This window comes from Chitinophaga sp. LS1, assembly GCF_034274695.1.
Taxonomy (GTDB): domain Bacteria; phylum Bacteroidota; class Bacteroidia; order Chitinophagales; family Chitinophagaceae; genus Chitinophaga.
Map to the genome: position 1 here is coordinate 7,758,277 of NZ_CP128362.1, position 26,326 is coordinate 7,784,602.

A 26,326-nucleotide genomic window follows, 5' to 3' on the forward strand; every position below is an offset into this window, starting at 1 on the left:
GAAGAATATTAGCTATAATACGAAGGCCCCTGCATACGCAGAGGCCCTCACCACACCAACAGCCAGCTACACCAGCCTGAATTCATCTACTCTTAACCATACTCCCACCATCCACCGTCGCCTGGCTAATCCCACTCATCACCGTCCCAGCCACCGCCAGGTACCCTGCAATCTGTGTCAGCACCGCAGGTACCATCACTGGCAACCCCGCAATCGTCCCACTAATCGCCAACAACACCAATCCCACATTACGCACCTTCTGAAAAAATGGTGGCGTCGGTGCCACCAACCGTTCCGCAATATTCATTGTTGCTTTTTTTTGATAGTTAAAAAAACCTGTTCCTTCCCATCTAGCGCCATATACACCGCCCTCCTCAACACATCCATTGCAGCCACGGAATAATACCCCAATCCCTCTCCATGAATACTGGTCACCGGCGCAATACACCCCTGCAACTCCTTCATCGCATTATTCGCCGGATGAATCAGGATAAGACTCCTACCTTGCACACCCAACACCTCAAGGTGCCATTTCTTCCGCTCACTAAATCGCTTCTTTAGTGCATACCTCCCTTCCGGAATACACGAACACCCCACATGGTTCTCCTTCCACGGCAACTCAATAGTATAACAAAGCCGATGCCCTTCCATGTACAAAGCGCCATTTGTACCCGTATCAAAATACTCCCGCATCAATAATAATTCCATAACCCTGAATATTAAGCCGTACCAGACACCGCAACAATAGACAAGGCATTAAATGCCCCATTAAACAGGCTATACAACCCATTATTAACCCGCTGGAAAAACTCAATACCCAAAGCCAGGAAAAGTGGCCTGGTACTATCAGCAGTAACCACTGCAGACAAAACAATTGGCGCCGTCGCAACCCTGTCCAATGGCAGTTCACCACTATCCAGGATATTATTCACGAAAGTCTCCCCTTCAAAATCAATCTCTGCACCACCCACAAAGATCTTATAATGGGTAGCACCTTCAGGTGCAGCAATCATATTATTGGGAATAAACGCAGGCACATTTATAGTTGCAGTGCCTGCAGCCCGGTCAATGGTTGCCACATATGGCGCATAAAAAGTACTCCCCAGCGATGACGCTGCATTGAACTCAAATCCCCGCAGTAACTCCACCTCTCCATCAATCACATTCCGCTTTCCACGTACACTGACCTGGTCTGCCTGAATCACCTTTAAAAAAGCACTGGTTAACCTCCCTGATACATAACTGTCACTGGCATTCTGTACCAAAGCTCTTAATGAAGTTCTCAGGAGTTTATTTGCCTTCCCGGCCCTGCCAAACTCCTCGCCGTTCTCCCTGGTCCGCTCAAACGCCGGATCCTTTGCTATACGGCTGCCATCAACACCTCCTTTTTCTCTCGCCAGATTCCCGGCTTTTGTCTTATAAAAAGAGATATTCCCGATAGTACCCTTAAAAGGCACAATTCCTCCTACTCTTGCCATTTTAATATCATTTAATTCACTTTAAATAAGGACAATTTCATCGCCATGTCCGTTCGGCTCATTCTGCGCAAAATGTATTATATTTGGTTACCAACACCAAGCTACGCCGGCATTTCAACCTAAAAAAATGTACCTTCCGAATATGCCGATTACGCAGAAAATCATACCAAACCGCATCGTAATATTTGCCAAAGATGTCATGAATATCACCGGCAGAAAGGAACGTGCTGCGCGGGATTTGATACAAAAAATAAGAGAGAAAAATGGAAAAGGGCCAAAGCAATTTGTGACCGTAAGCGAGTTTTGTGAATATACTGGTCTGCCAGAAGAAAATGTGAAACCATTTCTGCTCTGATAATAGAAATAAAATAAACGCCCCCATATTTCAAATCAGGAGCTGCCACATATAAAGGCACATCTACCAAAGGTTTCCAACTGCACCTCCTTATGAACATTCAACCCTTCCATCTACACCTCTTCCAACTGTGAGTGAAATCCCACTGTTGAAAGAAATGCAGATGAAAAAGAAGTCCACAACAAAAACACCGTTGTGAATGTAATAACAGTTTAAATTTTCCAATAGCTGGAAAATTTAAACATGCATTCCTACTGATTACCTAAAAAATATTATCTGAAAAAATAACTGACATGAGCAAGCGCTGCAAACTTAGTCCCTGCTGTAAATGCAACACCATCAACAGGCTGTTCACCCTTCAAACGTGTGACTGTCTCAAATTGTGTCTCCTTCCATTTCACATTAAACACATTGTTGATCGTTAAGCCTACCTCAAACTTCGCCCTTGTGTAATTCAAAACTAAATCATTCACAAAATACCCCTTTGCTGTCAGACTATAATCCTCATTCGCAGCCCTGTCTCCTAAATAACGATATCGAAAACTGCCATTGATTCCATTCTTTAATAACCATGTTACCCCTCCCGTACTACTCCATACCGGTGCAAGCGGAATATAGTTTTCCCCCTTAGGGTCATCGATAGAACGCCCATGTGCATAGTTTACATCCGCATCTACATAAAGCGCAGCAACCGGCTGAAAACGTCCTGAAAAGTCGAAACCCACACGACGGGTACGACCACTGAATTCAACAGTTCCACCATCACCTGCATATACATATTCTTTTTGCAAATAGCTATACCATACCGCTGCATTAAATAATAAACTTTTTGATAACTTGAACACTGTTCCCAGATCTGCACCATATGCAGCAGGCAAGGTCTGCCCCCCTTTTTCCACTACCACTACCCGGGCATCGTTGGAATGAAACCCTTTCCCCAACAACAAATAAAACTGCGTTTTATCTGTTGCCTGGTAATAAAGGTTCACCTTCGGACTAACAACATTATTATTAGCTGTATAAATCCCCTCACCACTTAATGTAGCATCATCCGCCAGTTTGTTATTGTACTTATAGAAGAATTGATCAAACCTTAGCCCTAAATTTAATGAAAGCCGGTTATTAAACTGTAGGGTTTCATTCACATATCCACCTGCACTGAATTCAGTAATATCGCCCAGTTTAAAACGTTCAATCAATGTATAGCGGTTGATAGTATGAGATAGCTCTGAATTATCTGTAGCATCAAAACGCGCATTGATACCAGCGTCAGTGGTTAACTTTGTATTCCCTATATACCCTTCATGCAGGTAACTGCCATTATATCCAAATAAATTACGCGCTTCTTTTTGCCTGATCTCATCTCCATTTACAGTATCTTCTAAAAAGAAAGTAAAATTCGTAAACAGATCAAACTTGTACCTGGAATAATAAACCTGGTTTTTTATGATATCATGGTTAGGAAGAGTAGTGACTAACTGTACATTCAAATTTGTCCGGGAAGTAATCCCCCCCTCATTCGGATCCAACTGTCCATAAAACCCTACTTTCCCTTCATCAACAGCACTTTCAGGTATCTGGCCGGATGCATCCCATTTGCTATAAAGCGTAGATGCTGTCAATGTTAACCAGTTATGCTCATTGAGTTGACCATGATATTTAGTAAAGAAATTGAAACGCTTGAAATGCTGGGAATGATCGAAGTAACTATCACTATAGCGATATTCTGAAGCAGCATACCAGGATTGATTCTTCGCTTTGGCTTTATCTCCCAGCAGGTTTATCATCGCGAGTGCCCGGTAAGTATTATATTGACCACCTTCCAGTTTTACAGTGTTGGAACTGATCGCATCTGCTGTATTAAAGTTGACAAAACCAGTTACAGCAAGATCTCCCTTTTCTGCATTATACATTCCCTTCTGGTAAGTAGTACTTTCAATCGTTTCGGGAATAATGAAATGACTATCTGCATAGCCCTGCACACACACACACACACACACACACACACACACACACACACACACACACACACACACACACACACACACACACACACACACACACACACACACACACACCCATGTGCATGCGAAACCATATTAATAGGTATTCCATCTACACTCATACTGATATCTGTACCATGATCATTATCAAAACCTCGCAGGAAGATCTGTTCTGCCTTGCCCCCACCCTGATGCTGGCCTATAAACAAACCAGGCACAATCCGTAACACTTCCTGTGAATTTGATACACCTCTTAACTTAATATCCATTTCACTCAAAGCCTTATATGGATTGCCGGTATTCGCAGTGATGATCACATCTGTTAATTGAGTTTGCTGGGTGGCGATAGGAATAATCTGACCATTTCTAAAGTTACTTAACTGGTAAGATTGTTGCTTATAGCCAATTGCCGATACTATAATCACCCTCGCCTCAACAGGGATATTTTTATAAAAGAACCGTCCATTTTCATCCGTTATGTCCGTATGGTTGCCGGGAGTCAAACGTACAGTCACCCCGCTGGCAGGAACATGTGTTGCACTGTCAATGACTATACCGGAAAGGGTTTGTTGTTGTGCAGAAATAGAATGATTGATCACGATGGTCATCGTGATAACAAGCAATAATTTTAATAAATTCATCTCAATATTTATAGTACATACAAAGACAGATCAAGCCAATGGCTTAATCAAATTAAAAACAATCAGGTATATGCCTATAATCGTGGTGGAGGGTAGTCAATATCCTGCCTGGATGCTAAATTAGCACATCTGAACAGGGAATATGCCGGATTCAATATTTGCTCAGCAGGGAAATGGAGTTGTATATTTACGGCTGGCGTATGAGAAATATCTTCCAGGCCACTTTTTTGATTATTAGTAGCATCTTCTTTGCCGGCAAGCTTTTCAGCCTTTACAATTTCAAGGCCAACGTGATCTTTGCCATATGCATGATGCGCTGTTTCCAGGTGCTCCTTTTCCCGGAAAGTATGGGCGATGATGTCTGAAACCAGTGGTATAAGCGGTGAAAAGATGAAGAAAACGTAAGCAAATAACACCACGTAAGACAGATCCTGCATCAGCTTCTTTTTCAGCGACATACCTGTATCTCCGGATGAATTATCCAGGGATTCATTCAGGTCGCGTACAAAAAGGAACCAGTATAGCTTTTTAATCAAGATCTTTGTTAATTATCGCTAAAATATCATTATTTAACCAGGAAAACGCACTAATTTCGACATGCAAGTTAATAATATAGCCTAAATCATGCTATCTCAAAGTAAATTTATTATTGTATTCGCTCATATACAACCAGGAGAGCTGACCCGGCTGCTAAAATCAAATGTGATATCCGCTTATCTGCTACAAGGATATCAGCATATTTTGCCATACGGCTACGACCACATTGCATTTATTTTAGGACTATTTTTACTAAGCCCCCGTTTAAAGGCCATATTATGGCAGGCCACGGCATTCACTATCGCCCATTCTATTACACTTGGACTCGCCATATATCATATTATTACCCCCTCGCCGGCACTTGTAGAGCCATTAATAGCACTGTCCATTCTTTACGTTGCCGTCGAAAATATTCTTTCCCCTAAGTTGAGGCTTTCGAGAATAGGAATTGTATTCCTCTTCGGATTAATTCATGGACTTGGATTTGCAGGCTCGCTGTCGCAATTGGGATTGTCTCATGAGCATTATTTCTCCTGCCTGATTATGTTTAACCTGGGAGTTGAACTTGGACAAATTACAGTGATACTTACCTGCTATTTTTTACTGGCCAGGTGGTTTGCGGATAAACCTTATTATCGAAAATATATAGCAATACCGCTATCAGCCTTGATTGGCGTGATAGCTTGTATCTGGCTGGTACAAAGGATATAACCTGCATCTGAACACTGTATAAATAATTTATTCAATACTGCTCCCCCTCATTTGGAAAGTCAGAATATAACAGCATCTTACATACACCTATTGAAAGTTCACATTCCCTTACCCGTTGGAAAGCTTTTTGAATTTTTTCTATAGCCAATCGCCTTTAATAACCATCACTACGAATGATCAATTGAAGGATTACATGCAGAAAGGAATTTTCCACACCGTAAAAAATTTATACCATTTCATAATTATATTTATAATCTGAACATACATCTATGAACTGGTTTAAAAACCTGGCTGGCAGAATCTATGCATTATATGTGCTGATGATCTTCACCATATTCATGCTCATTTTCCTGCTCCCAATGTGGTTGTTATCATTCTACTCTCTAAGAACCCGCGTTCGAAGATTTGTCAAATCCGGACGCCTCTGGTGCCGTATAATGATGCCGCTGATCGGTTGTCCCGTCCGTACCAAAGGCCGCGAAAATTTCGCCCCCGGACAAGCCTATATCATCGTTTGTAACCACAACTCCTTCATGGATATCCCTGCCACCTACGCCGGCATCCCAGGTATCCACAAAAGCCTCGCAAAAAAGGAAATGGTAAAAGCTCCCATCTTTGGCATTATGTACAAGATCGGCAGCGTGCTGGTAGATCGGAAAGACCCCGCCAGCCGTAAACATAGCTTCGTGGAAATGAAAGAGGTACTGGGAAATGGCATGCATATGCTACTCTATCCGGAAGGCACCAGGAACAAAACTGATCAACCCCTGAAGGAGTTTTATGACGGGGCCTTTTCACTCGCTATTGACACCAAAAAGCCCATTTTACCAACCATCATAAAAGGCACAAAAGAAATTATGCCCCCTGGAAAAACGTTCTTTGCCTGGCCACATGCTGTTACAATGGAGTTCCTGCCACCCGTCTCCACTATTGGGTACACCATGCAGGATATAGAAGAACTAAAGGCAAAAGTATTCCAAATCATGTGGGAACATTATCAAAAACCATAAAAAAAAGGGAAGCCCCTACCGGAACCTCCCTTTTTACAATATCCTACACTTCGCTATAGATCATAGAACGTCCTCGACCTGTTAATCCTCAAATCTCTCAATATTCCCGCCTTCGGACTGATCGTAATACTAAACTGACGATAACTACCAATCGGAATCAAATTAATCGACATCTGCCAACAGTGCAGATCCCTCGATATATACATATTTGTATACCCCAATGCATGATTAATAAAGTCATAACCACTATTCACCCCCACCTTCCACTTCGGTGTCAAACTAAAATCTCCACTAACCGTCAGGTACTGGTAGAATGTCTTCACCACCCCTCCTGAATCCGCCTGGATCGTATTACTATAAGTCAGGCTATAAGACAGATCCAACTTCCATGGAATATCAAAGTCCACATACTCACCCGGGTTCTTCTTCACCGTCGCCAGCTGTCGCTGCTGTGCCTGGAATGCCGCATCCGTACTTTCTGCATTCTCTATACTATTCAGCTGATCCTGCTTGGCCTTCGCCTTCTTATCCGGCGAAGTAAGGGACGTACTCAGCGCTATCGTGGCATTCGATAATCGGCCCGGACTGAACCTGCCCTGATTCCACACATATTTGTCAATTTTTTTTCCCCTGCTATTATATACATAAGGATCAATATTACCACTGGCTGTGATGTTGATCTTATCAAACAGGTTCGTACGGGCGTACAAACTGAAAGTTGACAGTTTGAAGCTGTCCGCCAACAGGTTATAAGAACCATTGAAACCAAAACCATCCAGCAGCTTGATCTTCTTCTCATGGTTCGCCGACGTATCCTTCTTCGAGAACACCTTCATTTCCAGGTTATTATCCAACCCGAACGAGATAGATGCGGCCCTCCCCTCCGAAGGCACCCCAACAGAAGAACTGGTAAAATAAGAAGTACGTACCGCATCGCTGTCCCTATTATAATACTGGTTATAATAGGCATTACTGGCCAGATCAGGTTGCGCACTGATACTCAGTGTAGGCCGCATCACATGGCGGATAGCTTTCACTTTAGACCCATTCGGGAACACATACATACCATATACCGCTGTTGACAAAGACAAACTTGCACTCGCCTGCCGTGCAGCAAAGAAGCCCTGAGTATATATTGTATCCAAACCACCCAAAGAGTCTACACTCACACGCTTGTTTGGATTCCACCTACGCTCCGTCTTCTTTGTATACCAATATTCTGCATAACTGACACCCGGAGACAGGGTAAAGTTTTTAAACACAGGAATAGTAAAGGAGATAGGAATATTCTGTTTCATCCCTGACTGCAACGCATCGAACATCTTCGACTTACCAAACACTGAGTCCTTGAATGTCACGCTATTAGCAAGCGTTGCGGTGTACCCAATCCCGAGTTTGTGGTACCATTTAGACTTCCCAACCAGCTCCTTTGGCTGAAACGGATACTGCGTATTCATGGAAAACGTCGCATTCGGGAAGGAAATAGACACATCACGGGTACTCAGGTTCTGAGAGTGTGTCAGACTAGATGTAAAGTTATAAGGCTTGCCCTGCCAGGTCTTCGAAAAGCTGATAGAAGAACCAATGTTATTGTTTACACGGGTAGCATAATCCGTTACATTGTAAGTATTATAGCTGGAAGTACCAAAGTTCACGTTCGCACCGAAGTTCACACCCGGCCTGGCCTTACTGTCCATACTGTGGTTCCAGGTAACCCTGAAGTCACGAGAGCGGCTAAACTCAGATTTCACCGAAGGATCACCGAAACGGGTATTGGCAAAACTCAAAGTCATACCACCATTATAATGATAGCGCTTTCGGTATGTCGGACTGGCAGTGAGCGACCAGCTACCATAAGAGTAGATATCTCCCCGCATGGTAAGGTCAAAATGCTCCCCCAGACCTAAGTAGTATCCTCCATTTTCCAGACCCATCCCCTTCTGGGCGTTCACCACATACCCCGGCACCAGGATACCGGAACGTTGTCCCTGGGTGATTGGGAAAATGGCAAAAGGAATGAACAAAGGTGTTGGAATCCCTTCAATCTCCAGGTTTGCCGGACCAGATATTACCAGTTTATCAGGAATTACCTTGATCTTTTTGGCCCTGAACTGGAAGTGAGGGGTATCCAGGTTACAGGTAGTATACCCGTTTTTGAAACCAAAGATGCTATTGTCAGGCATGCGCTTCGTCTGCTCGCTATGCACATAGCCTTCTCCGTACTGGGATTTGGTATTGTAGATCTTTGCTTTCTTCGTTTCCATTGCAAAACGCAGGGTATCGGAATCAAATTCCTGTCCACCGTCCTTGAAATGCGGACGACCGAAAGGCTTACCAGCTGTATCCAGCGCGGTAGTGGCTTCCATAATACCTGTAGATTGCATGTAGGTCATTCGTTCAGCTGTAATCTCCATCGTTTTATACTTTGTATTGGCAGTGCCATACATATAAAACTTCTTTTCCGGAATTACCAGGATAATAGAATCCTTCGCTTTGTAAGCAACTGGCGCATCCAGGCTATCCTTGGAGAGCTTGGGACCATGCAGGCTATCTATTCCTGTGGAATCGGTTGAAGATCCAATAGTATCAATACGGTTTGGATGCTGTGTATCAGTTTTTGCTGGTTCCGGCGTTTTTATAGCAGGAATAGTCGTATCCGCCCCTTTCGGCACGGTATCTGCGAAAACAATTGAAGACACGGTGAGGTCGGACCTCGGCGAAGCCAAACTGGTAAAAATTACAGGAAACGCAATTAATATTCCTCCAAATACCAGGTATATCTGTCTCAAAAACTTTTTATAATTATTTTTGTAACTCGGGTGCATGTGTTAAGTGGCACAAACCTACAAGTTTTTGTACAAATTATTGTCAATTGTAAAATGAAAAAGAATGCGGCTTAATATTATTTAACACCTTATATTAGGACGAAAGACTGATTTTAAACGATGAATTACTTTAGAAAAACCAGGAACTCCCTGTAAATTACTGACTGAGGAAGGAACCGGACAATACAAGTTTACTGTGTAGACCCCGGCCCCATCGGGGAAATTCGATTGTAATTCGCAATTATTTTTTTTATTATGACTAACGCCCATTAAATTAAAATAAAAACTGAGTCATGCGCTGGAACCGATTTTGGATTTTTTTAAGTTGTGCAACATTTTTTGGAAGTTTATTTCTTTACGCGAGGAACAAACCTGAACCAGCAGGCAAAAAACAAAATCCGCCCCTAAGGACGATCATTATTGATCCTGGACATAGTGCTACTACCCCGGGAGCAAAAGGAAGTTTTTCCACGGAGGAACAGGTAACACTGGATGTAGCCCTTAAGTTGGGCAAGCTGATCGAAGCCAATATGAAAGATGTACGTGTGGTCTACACAAGAAAGACACCCGCAGCACTGGCAGGCTCCCTGAAGGCAGACCTGAACGAAAGAGCCAATATCGCCAATAGGGAAAAAGGAGACCTTTTTATCTCTATTCACTGTAATTCTGCTGGCCCTACCCATAAAGTAACCGGCTATAAGACGGTATATGTGAAGAAAGGAAAAAAGAAAGTAGCCTCCAAAAGACCTATTTACTCAACCTCCCCCAGCACAGCAGAAGGTACTGAAACCTATGTATGGGCTACCGGGAAGAACAATGCAAAGACAGAATCCCTGCGTGAAAGCTCCGTAATCATGCTGGATGCTGAATCTGAAGGGGCTAATTCTGTCATGGATATGTCCGATCCGGAAACCTTTATCCTGCTGAACACCCTGCGCAACGCTTATTTTGACCAGAGCCTCCGCCTCTCTTCCCTGATCGAAGATCAGTTTACAGAAGTAGGCCGCATCAGCCGTGGCGCCCGTCAGCGTGACGAAAAAGGAATCTGGGTGCTGCAGGCCACCGCCATGCCAAGTGTACTGGTAGAACTGGGCTTTATCTCTAACCCACAGGAAGAAAAGTACCTGAACTCAGACGATGGTCAGCAGGAAATGGCACTCTGCATCTTTAAAGCAATCAAACGCTACAAGGATGAACTGAACCGCTACGATGGCGACCGCCGCTCCGGCAGCGAACAACCAGCTACCATTCAGAACAATGCCACTACCACCAAAAGCAAGTCGGTTTATAAGCAATCCGCTGATAAAGAGGTCGTAAGCAATACACCTACTGCCCCAGCCAAACAATCTTTTGATGTACAACTGCTGGTCACCGAAAAGACCTACGGCAGAGGTGCTACCATATTTAATGGAATGCACGGTACCATCAGGAAGTATTCATACGTAAAAGACAGTAAGAAGTTAAATAAATATATCTGGGAAAATTTCCGGACCGAAGCTGAAGCCAAAGCTGCATTGCAAAAAGCAAAGCAGCTTGGCTTTCGCCAGGCCTTTGTAATTAACAAGGATGGCTCCATAGGTAGTTCAAAACCAACGCCCCCCGTACAGCTGGCTAAAACAAAGTCGGTGAGCAAGCCACCAGACAATAAATATAATATACAACTCCTCGTTACTGATAAGAAGTATACCCGCTCAGCCCCCATCTTCAGCAAATTGAACGGTTATATTAAAAAACAACCCGTGTCTATTAATAATAAGACACTTAATAAATATGTTTGGGGCACTTTTGCCAGCATCAATGAAGCAAGGTCTGCGCTCTCCCACGCCAAAAAAGCCGGCTTCTGGAACGCCTTTATTATGGACCCTGAGCATAACAGCCTTGCTCAACGTTAACTCCTCCCCTCCCCCCTTTAGCCTTTTTAACCCCACGACCCTTTCCCCCAACTTTTTCCCAAAACCAATCATTTCCAACACTTCACGTTATATTTACCTTTTTAAATATTAGTTAAAATAGGTGTGGTATTTGCAATTGAAAATCAGTAATTGATTGCCCGCATCCTTTTTTGATTATTTTTGCAAGAACGTATAACGTATTCACATGCTTAAAGTATCGAACGAAACTAAGGTTGGCATCCTGGCTGCAGTAGCCATCGCAATGCTGATTTTAGGTTTTAATTTGTTAAAAGGTAAAAGCCTTTTTTCGCATAGCAAGACTATTTATGCTGTATATACACAGGTAAATGGCCTCCAACCTTCCAGCGCCGTACAGGTAAATGGCCTCGTGGTAGGTAATGTAGCCAACCTGGACGTAATGGATAAAAACGCAGGCCGCATCCTGGTAACGCTGACTATCAAGAAGAAAATTGATATTCCGCGCAATTCTGTGGCCCGTATTACCGGCGACCTGTTAGGTACCAAAACCGTACAGATCGACTTCGGTAACGCGAACGATTATCTCAAAGACGGCGATACCGTGTATGCAGCCGTAGACGGATCCGTAACAGACGCCCTCAAAGAACAACTGAACCCATTGGTGCAGAAACTGGAAGGTACACTGGGATCTGTAGACTCCGTTCTCCTGACCGTCAACTCCATCTTTGACACAACTACCAAAGGCAACCTCAGAGAAGCAATCGCCCACCTGAATGCCACTATGGGCAACTTTACCCGTACTTCCGCATCCCTGAATGGTATGCTGGATCCAAAACATGGTAATGTGACCGCAACCTTCGACAACCTGGAAGCACTCACCGCTAACCTGAAAGCAAACAACGACAAGATCACCGCTATCCTGAGCAATGCAGAAAAAACAACTGCTGCCCTGTCTAACGGTCAACTGGATAAAACACTACAGGAGTTGCAGCAAATGGCTACACGCCTGAACGAAACAATTGCAAAACTGAATAGTACCGATGGTACTGCAGGTATGTTGCTGAACGATAAGAAAGTATATGTAAACCTGCAGAATTCATTGAATAGCCTCAATAAATTGTTGGAAGACCTTCGCGTAAATCCAAAAAGGTATGTACACTTCTCTTTGTTCGGTAAAAAATCAAAACCTCAGCCCATACCATCAGATACTGCTACGGCACAATGATTTTAAACATGCAGCATTTAGCTAAAGTCGGGCTTATCCTCACCGGGATCTGCCTTGGTAGTATATTCTCTGCCAAAGCACAGGATACCCTTCAGCAAAAGACTGATACCGGGAAAGTGATCCACATCATTCACGCTGACTCCTTGAATGTAATCACGAAGAACGGAGTTTCGCTGAACCGGTTTATAAACGATGTTGTCTTCCGACAGGGAAATACATTATTCTATAGCGATAGTACATTTATTGACAAAGCGACAAATGTACTCGACGCCTATGGTCATATTCATATCAATCAGGCCGACAGTATTCATATCTATGGCAACTATCTCCACTATGAAGGGGAGAGCAGACTCGCCACCATGTATGACAATGCCCGCCTCACAGATGGTAAAGTGACCATCTCTGGCCCTGAGCTGCAATACGACATGAATGCCAGGATCGGTACCTATACCAAAGGTGGTAAACTCGTAAACGGTACCAGTGTTCTCACCAGCCAGGAAGGTTTTTACTACGCCGATACCAAAGACGTTTATTTCAAAAAGAATGTATTGCTCGTAGATCCGGAATATACCCTGACTACCGATACCCTCTTATATAATACAATCTCCAAAGTGGCCACCATCGTAGCACCTACTACGATCAATGATGGTAAAACCATTATGTATACCACCTCAGGAGAATATAATACAGAAACCGGCGAAGGTAACTTCGACAGCCGCCCTACTATTGAAGACAGCGCCACGACCATTACTGCAGACAGGATCATTATGGACAAAAGAACCGGGATGGCATATGCCTACGGGAACATGGTCTATAGAGACACCGCACAGCATATGAGCCTCCTCTCTAACTTTGGTACGGTAAACCAAACCAAAAAAACCATCCTGGCCACACAGCATCCTCTCATGATCCTGGAAGGGAAAACAGATACCATGTACCTCTCTGCAGATACCTTGTATTCTGCCATCCTGGGCAAGGATAGCATCAATGTCAGGAAACCACTGAAAGATACCATCGCTGTCGTGTTGGAGAAACCTGCGGAAAAAGAAATGCCGGATCTGGCCAAAGCAGATAGTATAGCCAAAGCAGTACCTGATAGTACCGCAAAAGCATTATCAGATAGTATAAAGGCCGTAGCAAAGATCGATAGCGTCACCACACCAACTGCGGCAAAGCTTGATAGCGTCGCTACTTCAGCACTCGCAAAGCAAAAACCTGTACCAGGAGGTCCACCTCCGGGACCGGGTGGTCCGGGTGGCCGCCCTCCAATGGCGCCAGGTAATCATCCGCCAACGCCTCCGAACGGCAATCCTCCTTTCCTTGATGCAAAGACTGACACCACTGGCAAAAAATTCCAGGAAAGTCTGCAAAAAGCTAATGGTCTGGCAGATCGTGAACGCGATAGCCTCATGAATGTAGTCGATACCGCTACACTGGCGCTGACCAACCCTGCCCTTACAAAACAAGTGAGGGATAGCCTGGTAAAAGCGGGTCCTGATGCATTGCAGAATAAACCGGATACTATCGCAAAAGACACGACAGAGATCAGGTACATCATGGCATGGCACAATGTAAAGATCTACTCCGATTCCTTACAGGGCGTGGCAGATAGCGTATATTATTCTACAAAAGATTCTATCTTCCGCTTCTACCGCAACCCGGTATTGTGGGCGAATAGTACACAGCTGAGCGGAGATACCATTCACCTCTATACAAAAAATCAAACGGCAGATAAAATCTTACTGACACAGAATAGCCTGATTGTAAAAGAAGTAGACAAGGATCTGTATGATCAGATCAAAGGAAACTTTATCACCGGCTACTTTAAAAATCAGTCGCTCGACTGGATGCATGTAGATGGAAATGCCGAAAGTATCTATTATGTACAGGATGATGATGGTTCTATTATCAGTGTGAACAAAACGTTGAGTGGTATCATCAATATGTACTTCCTGGAAGGACAATTGCACCATGTAAATTTCATCAAAGATCCGGAAGGAACGATGTATCCGTTCGGTCAGCGGCCTATCGATCAGATGCAGCTGCCTAACTTTAAATGGGAAATCAAGCGAAGACCGAAGTCGAAATATGAGCTGATGGGTGGTGTGAAAGAAAAACAACCTGTAGCTGATACAACGACCGTAACAACTTCTTTACCTTAAAAAAATAATTATGATCAAACGGCTCTTCTCTCCCATTTATGATTTCCTGAATGATAGCAGAGCCACCGGAATAGTGTTGATCATATGTACAATCACATCCCTGCTACTGGCTAATTCTCCAATTCAGGAGAGCTGGTTGCAGGGATGGTCTTTTTCAGAGCACTGGATCAACGATGGATTGATGGTGCTCTTCTTTTTTATGGCCGGTATGGAAATTAAAAGAGAGCTGATTAGCGGAGAGCTTTCTTCTGTACAACAAGCCACACTACCAGTGTTGGCAGCAGTAGGCGGAATGTTGTTACCCGCAGGGATCTTTGCTTTATTCAATCATGGTACACCCTATGAAAATGGCTGGGGAATACCCATGGCAACAGATATCGCTTTTTCACTGGGCGTGATTTCATTATTAGGAAAAAGAGTACCGCTGGCGTTGAAGATCTTTCTCACTGCGCTGGCAATAATCGATGATCTGGGAGCGATAGTGACGATTGCAGTTTTTTATACAGCGACATTGCATCAAATTTATTTATTGGCAGCCGGGGGAATTTTAATGGGGCTGTTTGTGATGAATAAATTTAAAGTACAAAGGCTGATATTTTATTTCATCCCCGGCATCATCCTCTGGTATTGTATCCTCCATTCAGGTATCCATGCCACTGTTGCAGGTGTATTACTGGCCTTTACAATACCGCTCAATAAGTTGGATAATCTGATCCATCACCTGCACAAACCGGTGAACTTTATCATCATGCCCCTGTTTGCACTGGCAAATACAGCCATCGTAATCCCAACACCACTCGGACCCATTCTCCAACACACAATCAGTTACGGCATCATCGCAGGACTGGTGCTTGGCAAACCACTGGGTATTTTCCTCTTTTCTTTCATCGCTGTTAAAACACGTATTGCAGCATTACCTTCACAAAGCAACTGGTCACAGTTATTAGGTGTGGGCCTGCTGGCCGGTATCGGATTTACCATGTCCATATTTATTGCCACACTTGCATACACAGATGTCAACTGGCAGGTTTACAGCAAGATAGCAGTAATGATTGCATCATTAATAGCCGGCATAGCAGGATATCTTTATTTACGCAAAAGATAGCTACCTCATCCACACAATATTCCGTATCTTGGCACCGTTATTGCGAAGCATTGCAAATAACAAATGAAAAAGATCTTGTTCATAGCCTTGCTCCTGGGGTTGTACGCTAGTTATTCAAAGGCACAGACAAAAGGCAATCCACAATTAGGTTTGCGCGCTGGTTTGCCATTTGGAGCTACAGTACGATACTTCTTCGACGATGCCAACGCAATAGAAGGCATCGCAGGCGCTTATTCCAAAACTTACACTGTCACCGGTTTATACGAACATCATTTTGACCTCTCGGCCTTGACCACGCAAGGATTTGCATGGTTTATCGGCGGCGGAGCTCATATGGGTAGCCGGACAGTGTCAGGAAATACAAAAGTGATTGGTGGTGTGGATGGTGTTGCGGGCGTAGATTACACCGTCCCCTCCCTCCCACTGAACCTGAGTATAGATTGGAAGCCCGCAATTCATTTTAATACTGACGACGACCTGACTGACTTTGCCATATCGATCAGGTATACGTTTGGAAAATAATTATTGAAACCCTTTAGAGATTATTGAAACAACCTTTTTTAAAAACCAAAAACAGATATGAAACAACTTGTGTTATTATTCAGCCTGTGTACTGTAATGGCATTTCAGGTTAATGCACAACGTCGCGGTAGCTCTACAGACTACGTGAACGCGGTAGGCGTAAGATTAAATCCATTTGTAGTAGGTGCAACTTTCCAGCATTTCTTTACTGAAAACCATGCTTTCGAGGCCCTGGCCTTTACGGATTACAACCGTCGTTCAAATGTAACTTTCACGGCATTGTATGAGTACCATTTTGATCTGGGCGATACCCCACTGCGTATGTATGCAGGTGGTGGCGTGCACTTAGGTATCTACGATCGCTGGGATTATGATCGTGACCGTTATTGGGAACACGGTGATGGTTCTTATGCATCTCCTGGTATAGATGGTATCATTGGTTTGGAATACAAATTCAAAAAAATCCCGCTGGTGATCAGTGGTGACCTGAAACCATATGTAAACTTCGTAGGTGGTACACACCACATTGGGGAAGAGATCGGTGGTGCTTCAGCAAGATTCGTCTTCTAAGAAGAATATACTTTATTATTGAAAAGGGTCGTCTCAAACTTCGGGACGGCCCTTTTTCTTTGAAATAGTTTTCATTCCCTGTTGCTGAATTCCCTCTATCATGAAGGTTTTATTCAGTTACCTATGGAGAGAATTTTCGTACATGCAATTCTCCTGGCCTTCCTTTTATGATACATCCCCTTTTCTTTTTTATATTTAACTATGAAGATTTTTTCTGCACAACAGATTCGTGAAGCAGATGCATATACCATCACGCACACGCCCATCAGCAGCCTGGACCTAATGGAAAGAGCCGCTGCTGCTTGTACTACCTGGATTTGCAAGCACTATGCTGCTGATATACCTGTATATATTTACTGCGGTATGGGCAACAATGGCGGTGATGGTCTGGCCATTGTACGCCTGCTCAGAAACAGAGGTTACATTGCCCACGCATTTATACTGCACCATAGTGAAAAGGCGTCTGCAGATCACGTGGCTAACAGAGAAGCTTTGCAGCAAAAATATTTGGATGCCCTACACGATGTGCCTGTTACATCTTCTATTGCTGCACCACCTGCAAATGCACTGATCGTAGACGCCCTCCTCGGTACAGGACTCAGCAGGCCCGCAAGTGGCTGGATAGCGGGCATTATCCAACAACTACAGGCATTGTATACCACCCACACCATCATCGCCATCGACCTGCCTTCAGGCATGCAGGCAGATAACTCTTCCCTGAATACACCTGTGGTAAAAGCACACCATACACTGAGCTTTGAATTTTATAAACTTGCTTTTTTATTTCCTGAAAATGCTGGCCTCACCGGCGAAGTACATATTTTGCCTATAGGCCTCCATCCGGATTATATTAAGCAAACCCCTACCCCATTTCATATTAGTGAGTCCGCATTGATCAAAAGCATTTACAAACCCCGCTCCCCTTTTGCTCACAAAGGTACCTATGGTCATTCCCTGCTCATTGCAGGCAGTGAAGGCAAAATGGGCGCAGCAATACTGAGTGCCAGCGCCTGCCTGAGAGCAGGTGTCGGTTTATTATCCTGTCATGTACCCAAGTGTGGATATACTATTATTCAACTGGCAGTGCCCCCTGCTATGTGCATCATAGATGACCAATATGACCACAGTTCCGGCTTTCAGACAGACACTTCAAAATATAAAGTGATCGGAATCGGCCCCGGTATCGGCACCGCCGCAGGTACAGCCTGGGCACTCGAAAGACTTTTTGAACAATATCGCCAGCCCATGGTAATCGATGCAGATGCACTCAACATCATCGCAACTACACCTGGTTTGATTGACAAAGTACCTGAAGGAAGCCTGCTAACCCCACACCCTAAAGAGTTTGAGCGCTTATTTGGAAAGACTGCCAACAACAGGGAACAACTACAGGTCTTATCTCATAACGCCATTGAAAAACGCCTCTGTATACTTTTAAAAGGCCGGTATACAGCCATGGCATTTCCGGATGGCAATATTTATTTTAACACAACCGGCAATCCCGGTATGGCAACAGGTGGCAGTGGAGACGTATTAACAGGTATTTTGACATCATTAGTGTCACAGGGATACGCCTCCAAAGATGCGATGCTGATGGGCGTTTATATCCATGGTCTGGCAGGTGACTATGCCGCTGAAACCCTCTCCCAGGAAGCAATGACGCCGGAAGACATCATTGACAATCTCGGCAAAACCTTTCTGGGCCTGCGTAAATGAGATACTACATCAACATACACCCCAAAAAACCTCGGAATAACGGCTTTTTTCTATCAGTTATTTATCTATTTCCCATCAGACAATTCGTAATGGAATAAAGTTTATATTTATAGAATTGTAAAAAATCACGTATATGAATATCGTTTACCTCGTTCCATGTTTTGGCTTGCTTGCCCTGCTATTTACTGCCGTCCGCAGTGCATGGGTATCCCGTCAGGATGCCGGTAATGAAAGGATGACAGAAATAGCCCGCTACATAGCAGAAGGGGCAATGGCTTTCCTAAAGGCTGAATACAAGATCCTAACCTATTTTGTAATTATCGCCGCTATCCTTTTGGGGATTATGGGTGCTTCTCATGAAAACTCTGACTGGACTATTGCCCTTGCATTTATCATTGGCGCTGTATTCTCTGCTACAGCCGGTTTCATTGGAATGAGAATCGCAACGAAAGCAAATGTACGTACTGCCCAGGCGGCACGTACCAGCCTGTCACAAGCCCTCAAAGTTTCCTTTACCGGCGGATCTGTAATGGGTATGGGTGTAGCCGGACTCGCTGTATTAGGTCTGGGTTCACTCTTCATTATTTTGAAAGCTTACTTTGGTGCAATACCCAACACCGATCAGATGATCAAAACCATCGAAGTATTGACAGGCTTCTCACTGGGTGCAGAAAGTATCGCACTGTTTGCCCGTGTGGGTGGTGGTATCTATACAAAAGCTGCGGATGTAGGCGCTGACTTGGTAGGTAAAGTGGAAGCCGGCATCCCGGAAGATGATCCGCGTAACCCCGCTACCATTGCAGACAACGTAGGCGACAATGTAGGTGACGTAGCCGGTATGGGTGCTGACCTCTTTGGCTCTTATGTAGCCACTGTACTGGCAACAATGGTATTGGGCAGTGAAATCATCTCTAACGACAAGTTTGGTGGCCTTGCACCGATCCTCCTGCCTATGATGATCGCAGGTTTTGGTATCGTGTTCTCCATGATAGCAACCGTTTTTGTAAAGATCTCTGATACCGCGGGTCTGAACACCAGCACGGTACAAAGAGCACTGAATATGGGTAACTGGGGGTCAATCGTACTCTCTGCTATCGCCAGTGCAGCATTAGTTTACTGGATCCTGCCTGAAGGATCAATTTACCTGAAACGTGATTATTTACCAGGAACATCTGATTTACGTGAAGGTACCAAAGCGATCACACAGAGTGGTGTAGTAGGAGCCATCTTCGTAGGATTGGCTGTGGGTACGCTCATGAGTATCATCACTGAATATTATACCGCAATGGGCAAGCGTCCGGTATTATCCATTATCCGTCAGTCTTCAACTGGTCATGCCACAAACGTGATTGGTGGTCTGGCTGTAGGTATGGAATCTACCATGCTGCCAATCCTTGTGCTGGCTGCAGGGATCTACGGATCTTTTGCCTGCGCAGGTCTCTATGGCGTAGCAATTGCTGCTGCCGGTATGATGGCCACAACTGCCATGCAGCTGGCGATCGATGCCTTTGGCCCGATTGCAGATAATGCAGGCGGTATCGCTGAAATGAGTGAACTGCCCAAAGAAGTAAGAGAGAAAACTGATATCCTGGATGCCGTTGGTAACACCACTGCGGCTACAGGTAAGGGTTTCGCCATTGCTTCCGCAGCACTGACTGCACTGGCGCTGTTTGCAGCATTCGTAGGCGTAGCTAAAATTAATGGTATTGATATCTATAAAGCAAATGTATTGTCCGGTCTGTTCGTCGGCGCAATGATTCCGTTTATTTTCTCTTCCCTGGCTATCAGGGCTGTAGGCGAAGCGGCTATGAGCATGGTGGAAGAAGTAAGAAGACAATTCAGAACCATCCCAGGTATTATGGAAGGTACCGGCAAACCTGAGTACGATAAGTGCGTGGCAATTTCAACACAGGCTTCTATTAAAAAGATGATGGTGCCTGGAGCCATTGCCCTCATCTCCCCAATCCTGGTAGGCTTTGTGTTTGGCCCGGAAGTATTGGGTGGTTTCCTCGCAGGTGCTACTGTAAGTGGTGTACTGATGGGGATCTTCCAGAACAATGCCGGCGGTGCATGGGACAATGCGAAAAAATCCTTTGAAAAAGGAGTCGTGATCAATGGCGAGACTTTTTACAAAAAGTCAGAACCACACAAAGCATCTGTAACCGGTGATACCGTAGGTGATCCATTCAAAGATACTTCAGGTCCTTCCATGAACATCCTGATTAAACTGATGTCTATCGTAAGTCTGGTGATAGCGCCGACTTTGGCAGATTTACACCATACAGGACAACCTGAAACTGCGAAAAAGCAACCAGTGAAAACGGAACAGGTCGTTGTTAAAAAATAATTATCTGAAGCTTATTTTGGAAAGCCCCGGCTGAAATGCCGGGGCTTTTTAATTATACAGTAATCGAACAAGCATCGAAGAAGCATCGAAGAAGCATCGAAGAAGCATCGAAGAAGCATCGAACAAGCATCGAAGAAAGCTTATAGCGACCTTATAGAAACACTACCTGACTAGTCTAATTATCAATTTATTTGGTAGAATGGAAAAACTCTTTACCTTTGTACTGTAATCATTTTAATTACAGTATGGTCAAAAGTAAGTTTGCAATATCAGTTCACATCCTCAGTCTGCTCAGCCTTTCTGAGACAGAATGGATGTCCAGCGATCTCATTGCAGGCTCACTCAATACCAACCCCGCCCTGGTGCGCAAGGAACTCGCAGCACTAAAAGAAGCCGGTCTTGTAGAAGGCAAGGAAGGCAAAAACGGGGGAAGCAAGTTGACCAAATCACCAAACAATATCTATTTATCCGATGTTTTCCAGATTGTAAAGGAAAACCACATCTTCGGCTTCTCTCCCAACCTCCCCAATCCTGAATGCCCGGTAGGCAGGGATATCAATGGCGCGCTGGAAACCCTTTTCGATACCATCGACCAGGCCGTATACGAGAAACTGAAGCATACCACACTGGCGCAGTTCAGCGCTCAGTTCGTGTCTTGATTTTTTTTACATCAAACTGTAACAATTTTAATAACAATAAAACTTAATACATGAAATTATCTATCGTAGGCGCATCTGGCTTCATTGGCAGCGCATTATTGGCCGAAGCACTGGAAAGAGGACATGAAGTAACCGCTATCGTACGTAATCCTGAAAAGATCACCATTTCCAATCCTAAGCTGACCGTAAAGCAGGGTGATGTAGCAGATGCAGACCAACTCGCTGAATTGATCAAAGGTTCCGAAGCTGTCATCAGCTCTTTCAATGCACATGATACCCCCACTTACCTGAAACTGATTCAGGGTCTGGCAAATGGCGTAAGAAAAGCTGGTATCAAACGTGTACTGGTGGTAAGTGGTGCAGGTAGCCTGGAAATTGCTCCTGGTAAGCAACTGCTGGATACCCCTGAATTCCCCGCTGAGTGGAAAGGTGGTGCCACTGCTACCCGCGAAGGCTTCTACTGGCTGAGAGAACAGAACGACCTGGATTGGACCGTGATGAGCCCTGCGGCTAACATCTTCCCAGGTGAGCGTACAGGTAAATTCCGCCTGGGCAAGGATACCCTGGTAACTGATGCAGAAGGTAACAGCAAGATTTCAAATAAGGATTATGCAGTAGCACTGATCGACGAAGTGGAGAAAAACCAGCATGTAAAAGCAAGGTTCACCGCTGCTTACTAAGCTAATTAATAAAAGGAGGGGGTATCATGCTTTGAGTTCTTTTCTTTGAAAAAGAAAACAGGATTTCGATACTCCCTCTTTTGAAATGCATTTAGGCATTCCGCAGCTTTACCGGGCTCACCCCGAATTTCTTCCTGAAAGCAGTACTGAAATGCTGTACTGATGAAAAACCCAGCTGCTCTGCTATCTGGGTCACTGACTGCACAGCCGATTGTAATAACTGCCGCGCATATTCCATTTTATGATCATTCAGGTAGCCAAACACTGTATTATCAAATACCTGTTTGAACCCATTCTTCAGTTTAAACTCATTTAACCCCGCTGCTCTTGATAACTCCGTCAGCGAAGGGGGAGACTGCATTTGGTTCAATAAATAATCTCTGGCAAAGAAGATCTTCTCCTTATCCGATGCAGATAATGCAAACCGCTCTTTCTGTAAGGATTCTGCCTGCTCCTGCTGCTCACATTGCAGGGCCAGCAACTCTATCACCTTAGATTGCAGGTATAATTTTTTATGCCCTCCCAGAAACTGGCAGTTCCTGATCTCGTCCAGGATCATCAGCATGCGGGCCGTAATAGGGTGATTACTCTTTTTATTTAGTATGATAGGCCTGTTGCCAGCCACATTGTTCCCCAGCATATCCAGTATCCGGCCATTATTTTCCGCCAGCTGCAGGAACCGTTCTTTGCTGAAATTCATCCCAACTGCAGCGAGGTTCTCCTGTTTGAGGATATGGGCATTTTCCACACCCCCGGGATTATAATATAGGTTGTGCTCAAGCGAACCAAACAGGCGCTGCCGCTCATGCCCTACATTAGTATTAAAATGTCCGCGTACCATAAACAACAGGGATACTGCCGGTATGGCTTCTGTCGCATTCACATGCAGGTTCTCATATACAGAGGCATCGCCGGTGAAAATATGATACCCGTCAAAAAAGGTTTCCCGTAATACCGCTTCCCCGAAATGGTACTTGATTTCCTGCTGCTCTTCTACCAACTGGGTAGACACCAGCTTTTCCTGCAGGTCATCCCCGATCTCTTCTTCGAGCAATAACTCATTTATATCATTCCTGATCTGGACAGCCATAATAATCCGTTAAATATAAAATTTAATCCTTTTCGTGTAACAGTTAACCAGACGATGTGCTTCACCTTTGCACAAAGCTAAATATTATAATTAAATGATCGGGATATTCAAAACAAATATCAATACAGACCTGGATAAGTTAAAAGTAATTACCGCTATCCATAAAGAATTCCCAATCCAGGCCTGCACTGTAGATATTGAAGATTGCGATAAAGTATTAAGAGTTGTAGGCCAGGGTTGCCCAGTGAATGAAGGGGAAGTTATTTTTCTTTTACAACGCATGGGTTATCAATGCGATATACTAGAATAAAGATTAATTTTAAAAAATTCTACGGTAACCTATAGGGGTAACCCCATTATCCTACGTCATATATGCGTGTTTAGATCACACTAGCGCACCTTACAACATATTGTAAATTTATAACTATCAAATCCTTTTATGAAGACAAGGCTACTAAAGCTCCTGTCCATTGGCATCCTTTTGCTTTGGGCGCTACAGACAAATGCGCAGCAACGGTTTACATTAAGTGGATACGTAAAAGACCAGCAAAACGGGGAAAGCCTGATCGGCATTTCCGTTTCCAAAGCAGGAACAGGCATCGGTACTGTAACCAATGAATATGGTTTTTATTCTCTCACACTGCCTGCCGGCGACCATGACATTCAGTTTTCTTATGTAGGGTACACACCTATTAAGACACATATTTCCCTGAAAGGAAACCAAACACTGGATATCAAATTAGATAAATCCAGCAGTACACTGAACACAGTCACCGTAATCGGTGATAAAACAGAGAAAGCAGTTAATACGCTGAATTCCAGCATCAACCGTCTGGATATTGCCCAGATGAAAAAGATGCCCACCTTCATGGGTGAAGTAGACGTGCTGCGTTCTATCCAGACCCTGCCCGGCGTACAAACCGTGGGCGAAGGCGCCAGCGGCTTCAACGTACGTGGCGGTGCCGCAGATGAGAACCTGATCCTGCTGGATGAAGCACCTGTTTACAACTCTACCCACATGCTCGGATTTTTCTCTGTATTCAACCCGGATGCAGTTAAAAGCGTGAATCTCATTAAAGGTGGTTTTCCAGCTGAATACGGCGGCCGTACATCCTCTGTGCTTGATATACGCATGAAGGATGGAAACAACCAGAATCTGGCTGTAAATGGCGGTATCAGCAATGTATTCAGCCGTCTCTCCATTGAGGCGCCGATCGTGAAGGACGAATCCTCCTTTATCATCGCTGCCCGGCGTTCCTATATCGACATCCTCATGAAGCCTTTCCTGAGCGGAGATATGAAAGACACCAAACTGAATTTCTACGATATCACCGCCAAGGCGAACTTCAAACTGAACAAGACCAATACCCTCTTTGTAAGCGGTTACCTGGGAAGAGACGTATTCGGTTTCGGATCAGATGTGAATATGAACTGGGGCAATAAAACCGCTACCATAAGATGGAACCATGTGTTCAACAGTAAACTGTTCATGAACCTGACTACTTTTTATAGTAACTATGACTACAGCCTTGAATTCAGCAACGGTAGTACCAAAAATGCCGGTGATAATTACCAGGCTTATGACTGGACTTCCAACATCATCAACTACGGTGTGAAACCTGGCTTTACTTACTATGTGAATGCAAAAAACAGCGTACACTTCGGGGTACAGGGCCTCTATTACATTTTCAAACCGGGTAAAGGTGTGAGCCAGGACGGCGAGAATACAACCGTGAAAAACCTGACTCTCCAACATGGTCTCGAAGCAGCTGCTTACATCGATCATGAATGGAAACCTAGCAAGAAATTTGGTGTGCAATATGGTCTTCGTTTCTCTGAATACCAATACCTCGGTAACAGTACTGCTTATTACTACAATGACACCACACCCGGCGTACGTAAAACACTCATAGGCAGCAAAACTTATGGTACCAATGAGCTGATTAAAGCTTATCACTACCTGGAGCCAAGAATCAACGTTCGCTATGGTATCAACGACAACAATGCCGTGAAAGCATCTTATGCCCGTACTACACAGTACATGCACCAGTTGTCCAACACCGCCTCTCCTACACCACTCGATATCTGGACACCAAGTACCAACAATGTACAACCACAGGTGGCTGATCAGTACACCGTAGGTTATGCATACGATGCGACTAATGGCAAGTATGAAATTTCTGCTGAAGTGTTTTATAAAAACATGAACCACCAGCTGGATTACATTGATAATGCAAACCTGCAGCTGAACCAGTACATTGAAGCAGACCTGCTGCCAAGCAAGAGCCGCTCTTATGGCCTGGAACTGATGGCAAAGAAAGAAATCGGTACCACCACAGGTTGGATCAGCTATACACTGTCAAAATCTGAACGTAAAACTGAGGGCATCAACCAGAATGAATGGTTCCTGAACCGCTATGATCGCACACACAACATTACCATCGTAGCAACGCATGAATTCTCAAAACGTACTTCTTTCTCTGCTAACTGGACGTATGCAACAGGTACACCTACTACGTATGCAGACAGCCGCCTGGAATACCAGGGTTGGGATATTCCATACAACAGCACTGACAAACGTAACACTTACCGCCTGCCAGACTACCATCGCCTGGATGTATCCCTCACACTGAAAGGCAAACAGCTGAAACGCTGGAAAGGCGAATGGGTGTTCTCGCTGTACAATGTGTATTCACGCCGCAATGCTTATTCCATCTACTTCCAGCAGAATGAAGACGACAAGAACAAAAGAGAAGCAGTACGCCTGTCTATCATCGGTTCTGTCATCCCAGGTATTACTTACAACTTTAAATTTTAAC

23 protein-coding genes are annotated in these 26,326 nt (G+C 44.3%); 15 read left to right on the forward strand and 8 right to left on the reverse strand.

Annotated elements, in window-relative coordinates; translation table 11 throughout:
- Positions 1-82: 82 nt before the first annotated feature.
- Genes QQL36_RS31835 through QQL36_RS31845 form a run of 3 tightly spaced genes read right to left on the reverse strand, consistent with a single transcriptional unit; the run spans position 83 to position 1,478 of the window.
- Complete coding sequence (locus tag QQL36_RS31835; protein WP_321568049.1) at positions 83-307, reverse strand: hypothetical protein; 225 nt, start codon at positions 305-307, stop codon at positions 83-85.
- The gene (locus QQL36_RS31840) at positions 304-708 is read right to left on the reverse strand and encodes a DUF5675 family protein (RefSeq protein ID WP_321568050.1); all 405 of its coding nucleotides are present in this window, start codon (positions 706-708) and stop codon (positions 304-306) included. The genes QQL36_RS31835 and QQL36_RS31840 overlap by 4 nt, the downstream gene beginning before the upstream one ends.
- A gap of 11 nt (positions 709-719) precedes the next feature.
- On the reverse strand, positions 720-1,478 hold the full coding sequence (locus QQL36_RS31845) for a hypothetical protein (RefSeq protein WP_321568051.1): 759 nt from the start codon (positions 1,476-1,478) through the stop codon (positions 720-722).
- Positions 1,479-1,605: 127 nt separating this feature from the next.
- On the opposite strand from QQL36_RS31845, the gene QQL36_RS31850 reads away from it, so the two are divergent.
- Positions 1,606-1,833 (forward strand): hypothetical protein, encoded by a 228-nt coding sequence (locus QQL36_RS31850; RefSeq protein WP_220388772.1) that lies wholly within the window; start codon positions 1,606-1,608, stop codon positions 1,831-1,833.
- A 272-nt stretch (positions 1,834-2,105) separates the two neighbouring features.
- Here the strand turns inward: QQL36_RS31850 and QQL36_RS31855 are convergent, their stop codons facing one another.
- From QQL36_RS31855 to QQL36_RS31865, 3 genes are all read right to left on the reverse strand, one after another.
- Positions 2,106-3,746, reverse strand: coding sequence for a TonB-dependent receptor (locus QQL36_RS31855; protein ID WP_321568052.1), 1,641 nt, complete (start codon positions 3,744-3,746; stop codon positions 2,106-2,108).
- Positions 3,713-4,477: a TonB-dependent receptor plug domain-containing protein gene (locus QQL36_RS31860; RefSeq protein ID WP_321568053.1), complete on the reverse strand. Its 765-nt coding sequence runs from the start codon at positions 4,475-4,477 to the stop codon at positions 3,713-3,715. Before QQL36_RS31860 ends, QQL36_RS31855 begins: the two co-directional genes overlap by 34 nt.
- Before the next feature lie 74 nt (positions 4,478-4,551).
- Positions 4,552-5,013, reverse strand: a complete 462-nt coding sequence (locus QQL36_RS31865; protein ID WP_083723617.1) for a hypothetical protein — start codon at positions 5,011-5,013, stop codon at positions 4,552-4,554.
- Between the two features lie 88 nt (positions 5,014-5,101).
- Here QQL36_RS31865 and QQL36_RS31870 point away from each other — a divergent pair, with 88 nt between their 5' ends.
- Both QQL36_RS31870 and QQL36_RS31875 read left to right on the forward strand, forming a co-directional pair.
- On the forward strand, positions 5,102-5,725 hold the full coding sequence (locus QQL36_RS31870) for a HupE/UreJ family protein (protein ID WP_321568054.1): 624 nt from the start codon (positions 5,102-5,104) through the stop codon (positions 5,723-5,725).
- A 269-nt stretch (positions 5,726-5,994) separates the two neighbouring features.
- Positions 5,995-6,735: a lysophospholipid acyltransferase family protein gene (locus tag QQL36_RS31875; RefSeq protein WP_321568055.1), complete on the forward strand. Its 741-nt coding sequence runs from the start codon at positions 5,995-5,997 to the stop codon at positions 6,733-6,735.
- A gap of 53 nt (positions 6,736-6,788) precedes the next feature.
- On the opposite strand, the gene QQL36_RS31880 is transcribed toward QQL36_RS31875, so the two are convergent.
- Positions 6,789-9,524, reverse strand: a complete 2,736-nt coding sequence (locus QQL36_RS31880) for a putative LPS assembly protein LptD (protein ID WP_321568056.1) — start codon at positions 9,522-9,524, stop codon at positions 6,789-6,791.
- A gap of 329 nt (positions 9,525-9,853) precedes the next feature.
- Between QQL36_RS31880 and QQL36_RS31885 the strand changes: the two genes are divergently transcribed.
- From QQL36_RS31885 to QQL36_RS31930, 10 genes are all read left to right on the forward strand, one after another.
- Positions 9,854-11,452: an N-acetylmuramoyl-L-alanine amidase gene (locus QQL36_RS31885; RefSeq protein WP_321568057.1), complete on the forward strand. Its 1,599-nt coding sequence runs from the start codon at positions 9,854-9,856 to the stop codon at positions 11,450-11,452.
- A gap of 205 nt (positions 11,453-11,657) precedes the next feature.
- Positions 11,658-12,656: an MlaD family protein gene (locus tag QQL36_RS31890; protein WP_083723626.1), complete on the forward strand. Its 999-nt coding sequence runs from the start codon at positions 11,658-11,660 to the stop codon at positions 12,654-12,656.
- Between the two features lie 8 nt (positions 12,657-12,664).
- Complete coding sequence (locus QQL36_RS31895) at positions 12,665-14,818, forward strand: OstA-like protein (protein WP_321568058.1); 2,154 nt, start codon at positions 12,665-12,667, stop codon at positions 14,816-14,818.
- A gap of 10 nt (positions 14,819-14,828) precedes the next feature.
- Complete coding sequence (gene nhaA, locus QQL36_RS31900; protein WP_321568059.1) at positions 14,829-15,923, forward strand: Na+/H+ antiporter NhaA; 1,095 nt, start codon at positions 14,829-14,831, stop codon at positions 15,921-15,923.
- Between the two features lie 63 nt (positions 15,924-15,986).
- Complete coding sequence (locus QQL36_RS31905) at positions 15,987-16,445, forward strand: hypothetical protein (RefSeq protein ID WP_321568060.1); 459 nt, start codon at positions 15,987-15,989, stop codon at positions 16,443-16,445.
- A gap of 57 nt (positions 16,446-16,502) precedes the next feature.
- Positions 16,503-17,015 carry a hypothetical protein gene (locus QQL36_RS31910; protein WP_083723634.1) on the forward strand — a complete coding sequence of 171 codons (513 nt, stop codon included), beginning with the start codon at positions 16,503-16,505 and terminating at the stop codon, positions 17,013-17,015.
- Positions 17,016-17,216: 201 nt separating this feature from the next.
- Positions 17,217-18,731, forward strand: coding sequence for an NAD(P)H-hydrate dehydratase (locus QQL36_RS31915; RefSeq protein WP_321568061.1), 1,515 nt, complete (start codon positions 17,217-17,219; stop codon positions 18,729-18,731).
- 133 nt (positions 18,732-18,864) lie between these two features.
- Positions 18,865-21,078: a sodium-translocating pyrophosphatase gene (locus QQL36_RS31920; protein ID WP_083723638.1), complete on the forward strand. Its 2,214-nt coding sequence runs from the start codon at positions 18,865-18,867 to the stop codon at positions 21,076-21,078.
- A 245-nt stretch (positions 21,079-21,323) separates the two neighbouring features.
- Positions 21,324-21,737 carry an Rrf2 family transcriptional regulator gene (locus QQL36_RS31925; RefSeq protein ID WP_321568062.1) on the forward strand — a complete coding sequence of 138 codons (414 nt, stop codon included), beginning with the start codon at positions 21,324-21,326 and terminating at the stop codon, positions 21,735-21,737.
- A gap of 50 nt (positions 21,738-21,787) precedes the next feature.
- Positions 21,788-22,417, forward strand: coding sequence for an NAD(P)-dependent oxidoreductase (locus QQL36_RS31930; RefSeq protein WP_321568063.1), 630 nt, complete (start codon positions 21,788-21,790; stop codon positions 22,415-22,417).
- 91 nt (positions 22,418-22,508) lie between these two features.
- Here QQL36_RS31930 and QQL36_RS31935 read toward each other — a convergent pair whose 3' ends face one another.
- A complete protein-coding gene (locus QQL36_RS31935) occupies positions 22,509-23,507 on the reverse strand; it encodes an AraC family transcriptional regulator (protein WP_321568064.1) in 999 nt (332 codons plus the stop codon).
- Between the two features lie 94 nt (positions 23,508-23,601).
- On the opposite strand from QQL36_RS31935, the gene QQL36_RS31940 reads away from it, so the two are divergent.
- Together QQL36_RS31940 and QQL36_RS31945 are read left to right on the forward strand one after the other, a co-directional pair.
- Entirely contained in the window at positions 23,602-23,817 is a 216-nt protein-coding gene (locus QQL36_RS31940; protein WP_083723646.1) for a hypothetical protein, read from the forward strand.
- A 129-nt stretch (positions 23,818-23,946) separates the two neighbouring features.
- Positions 23,947-26,325: a TonB-dependent receptor gene (locus QQL36_RS31945; RefSeq protein ID WP_083723648.1), complete on the forward strand. Its 2,379-nt coding sequence runs from the start codon at positions 23,947-23,949 to the stop codon at positions 26,323-26,325.
- The last annotated feature ends 1 nt before the right edge of the window (position 26,326 follow it).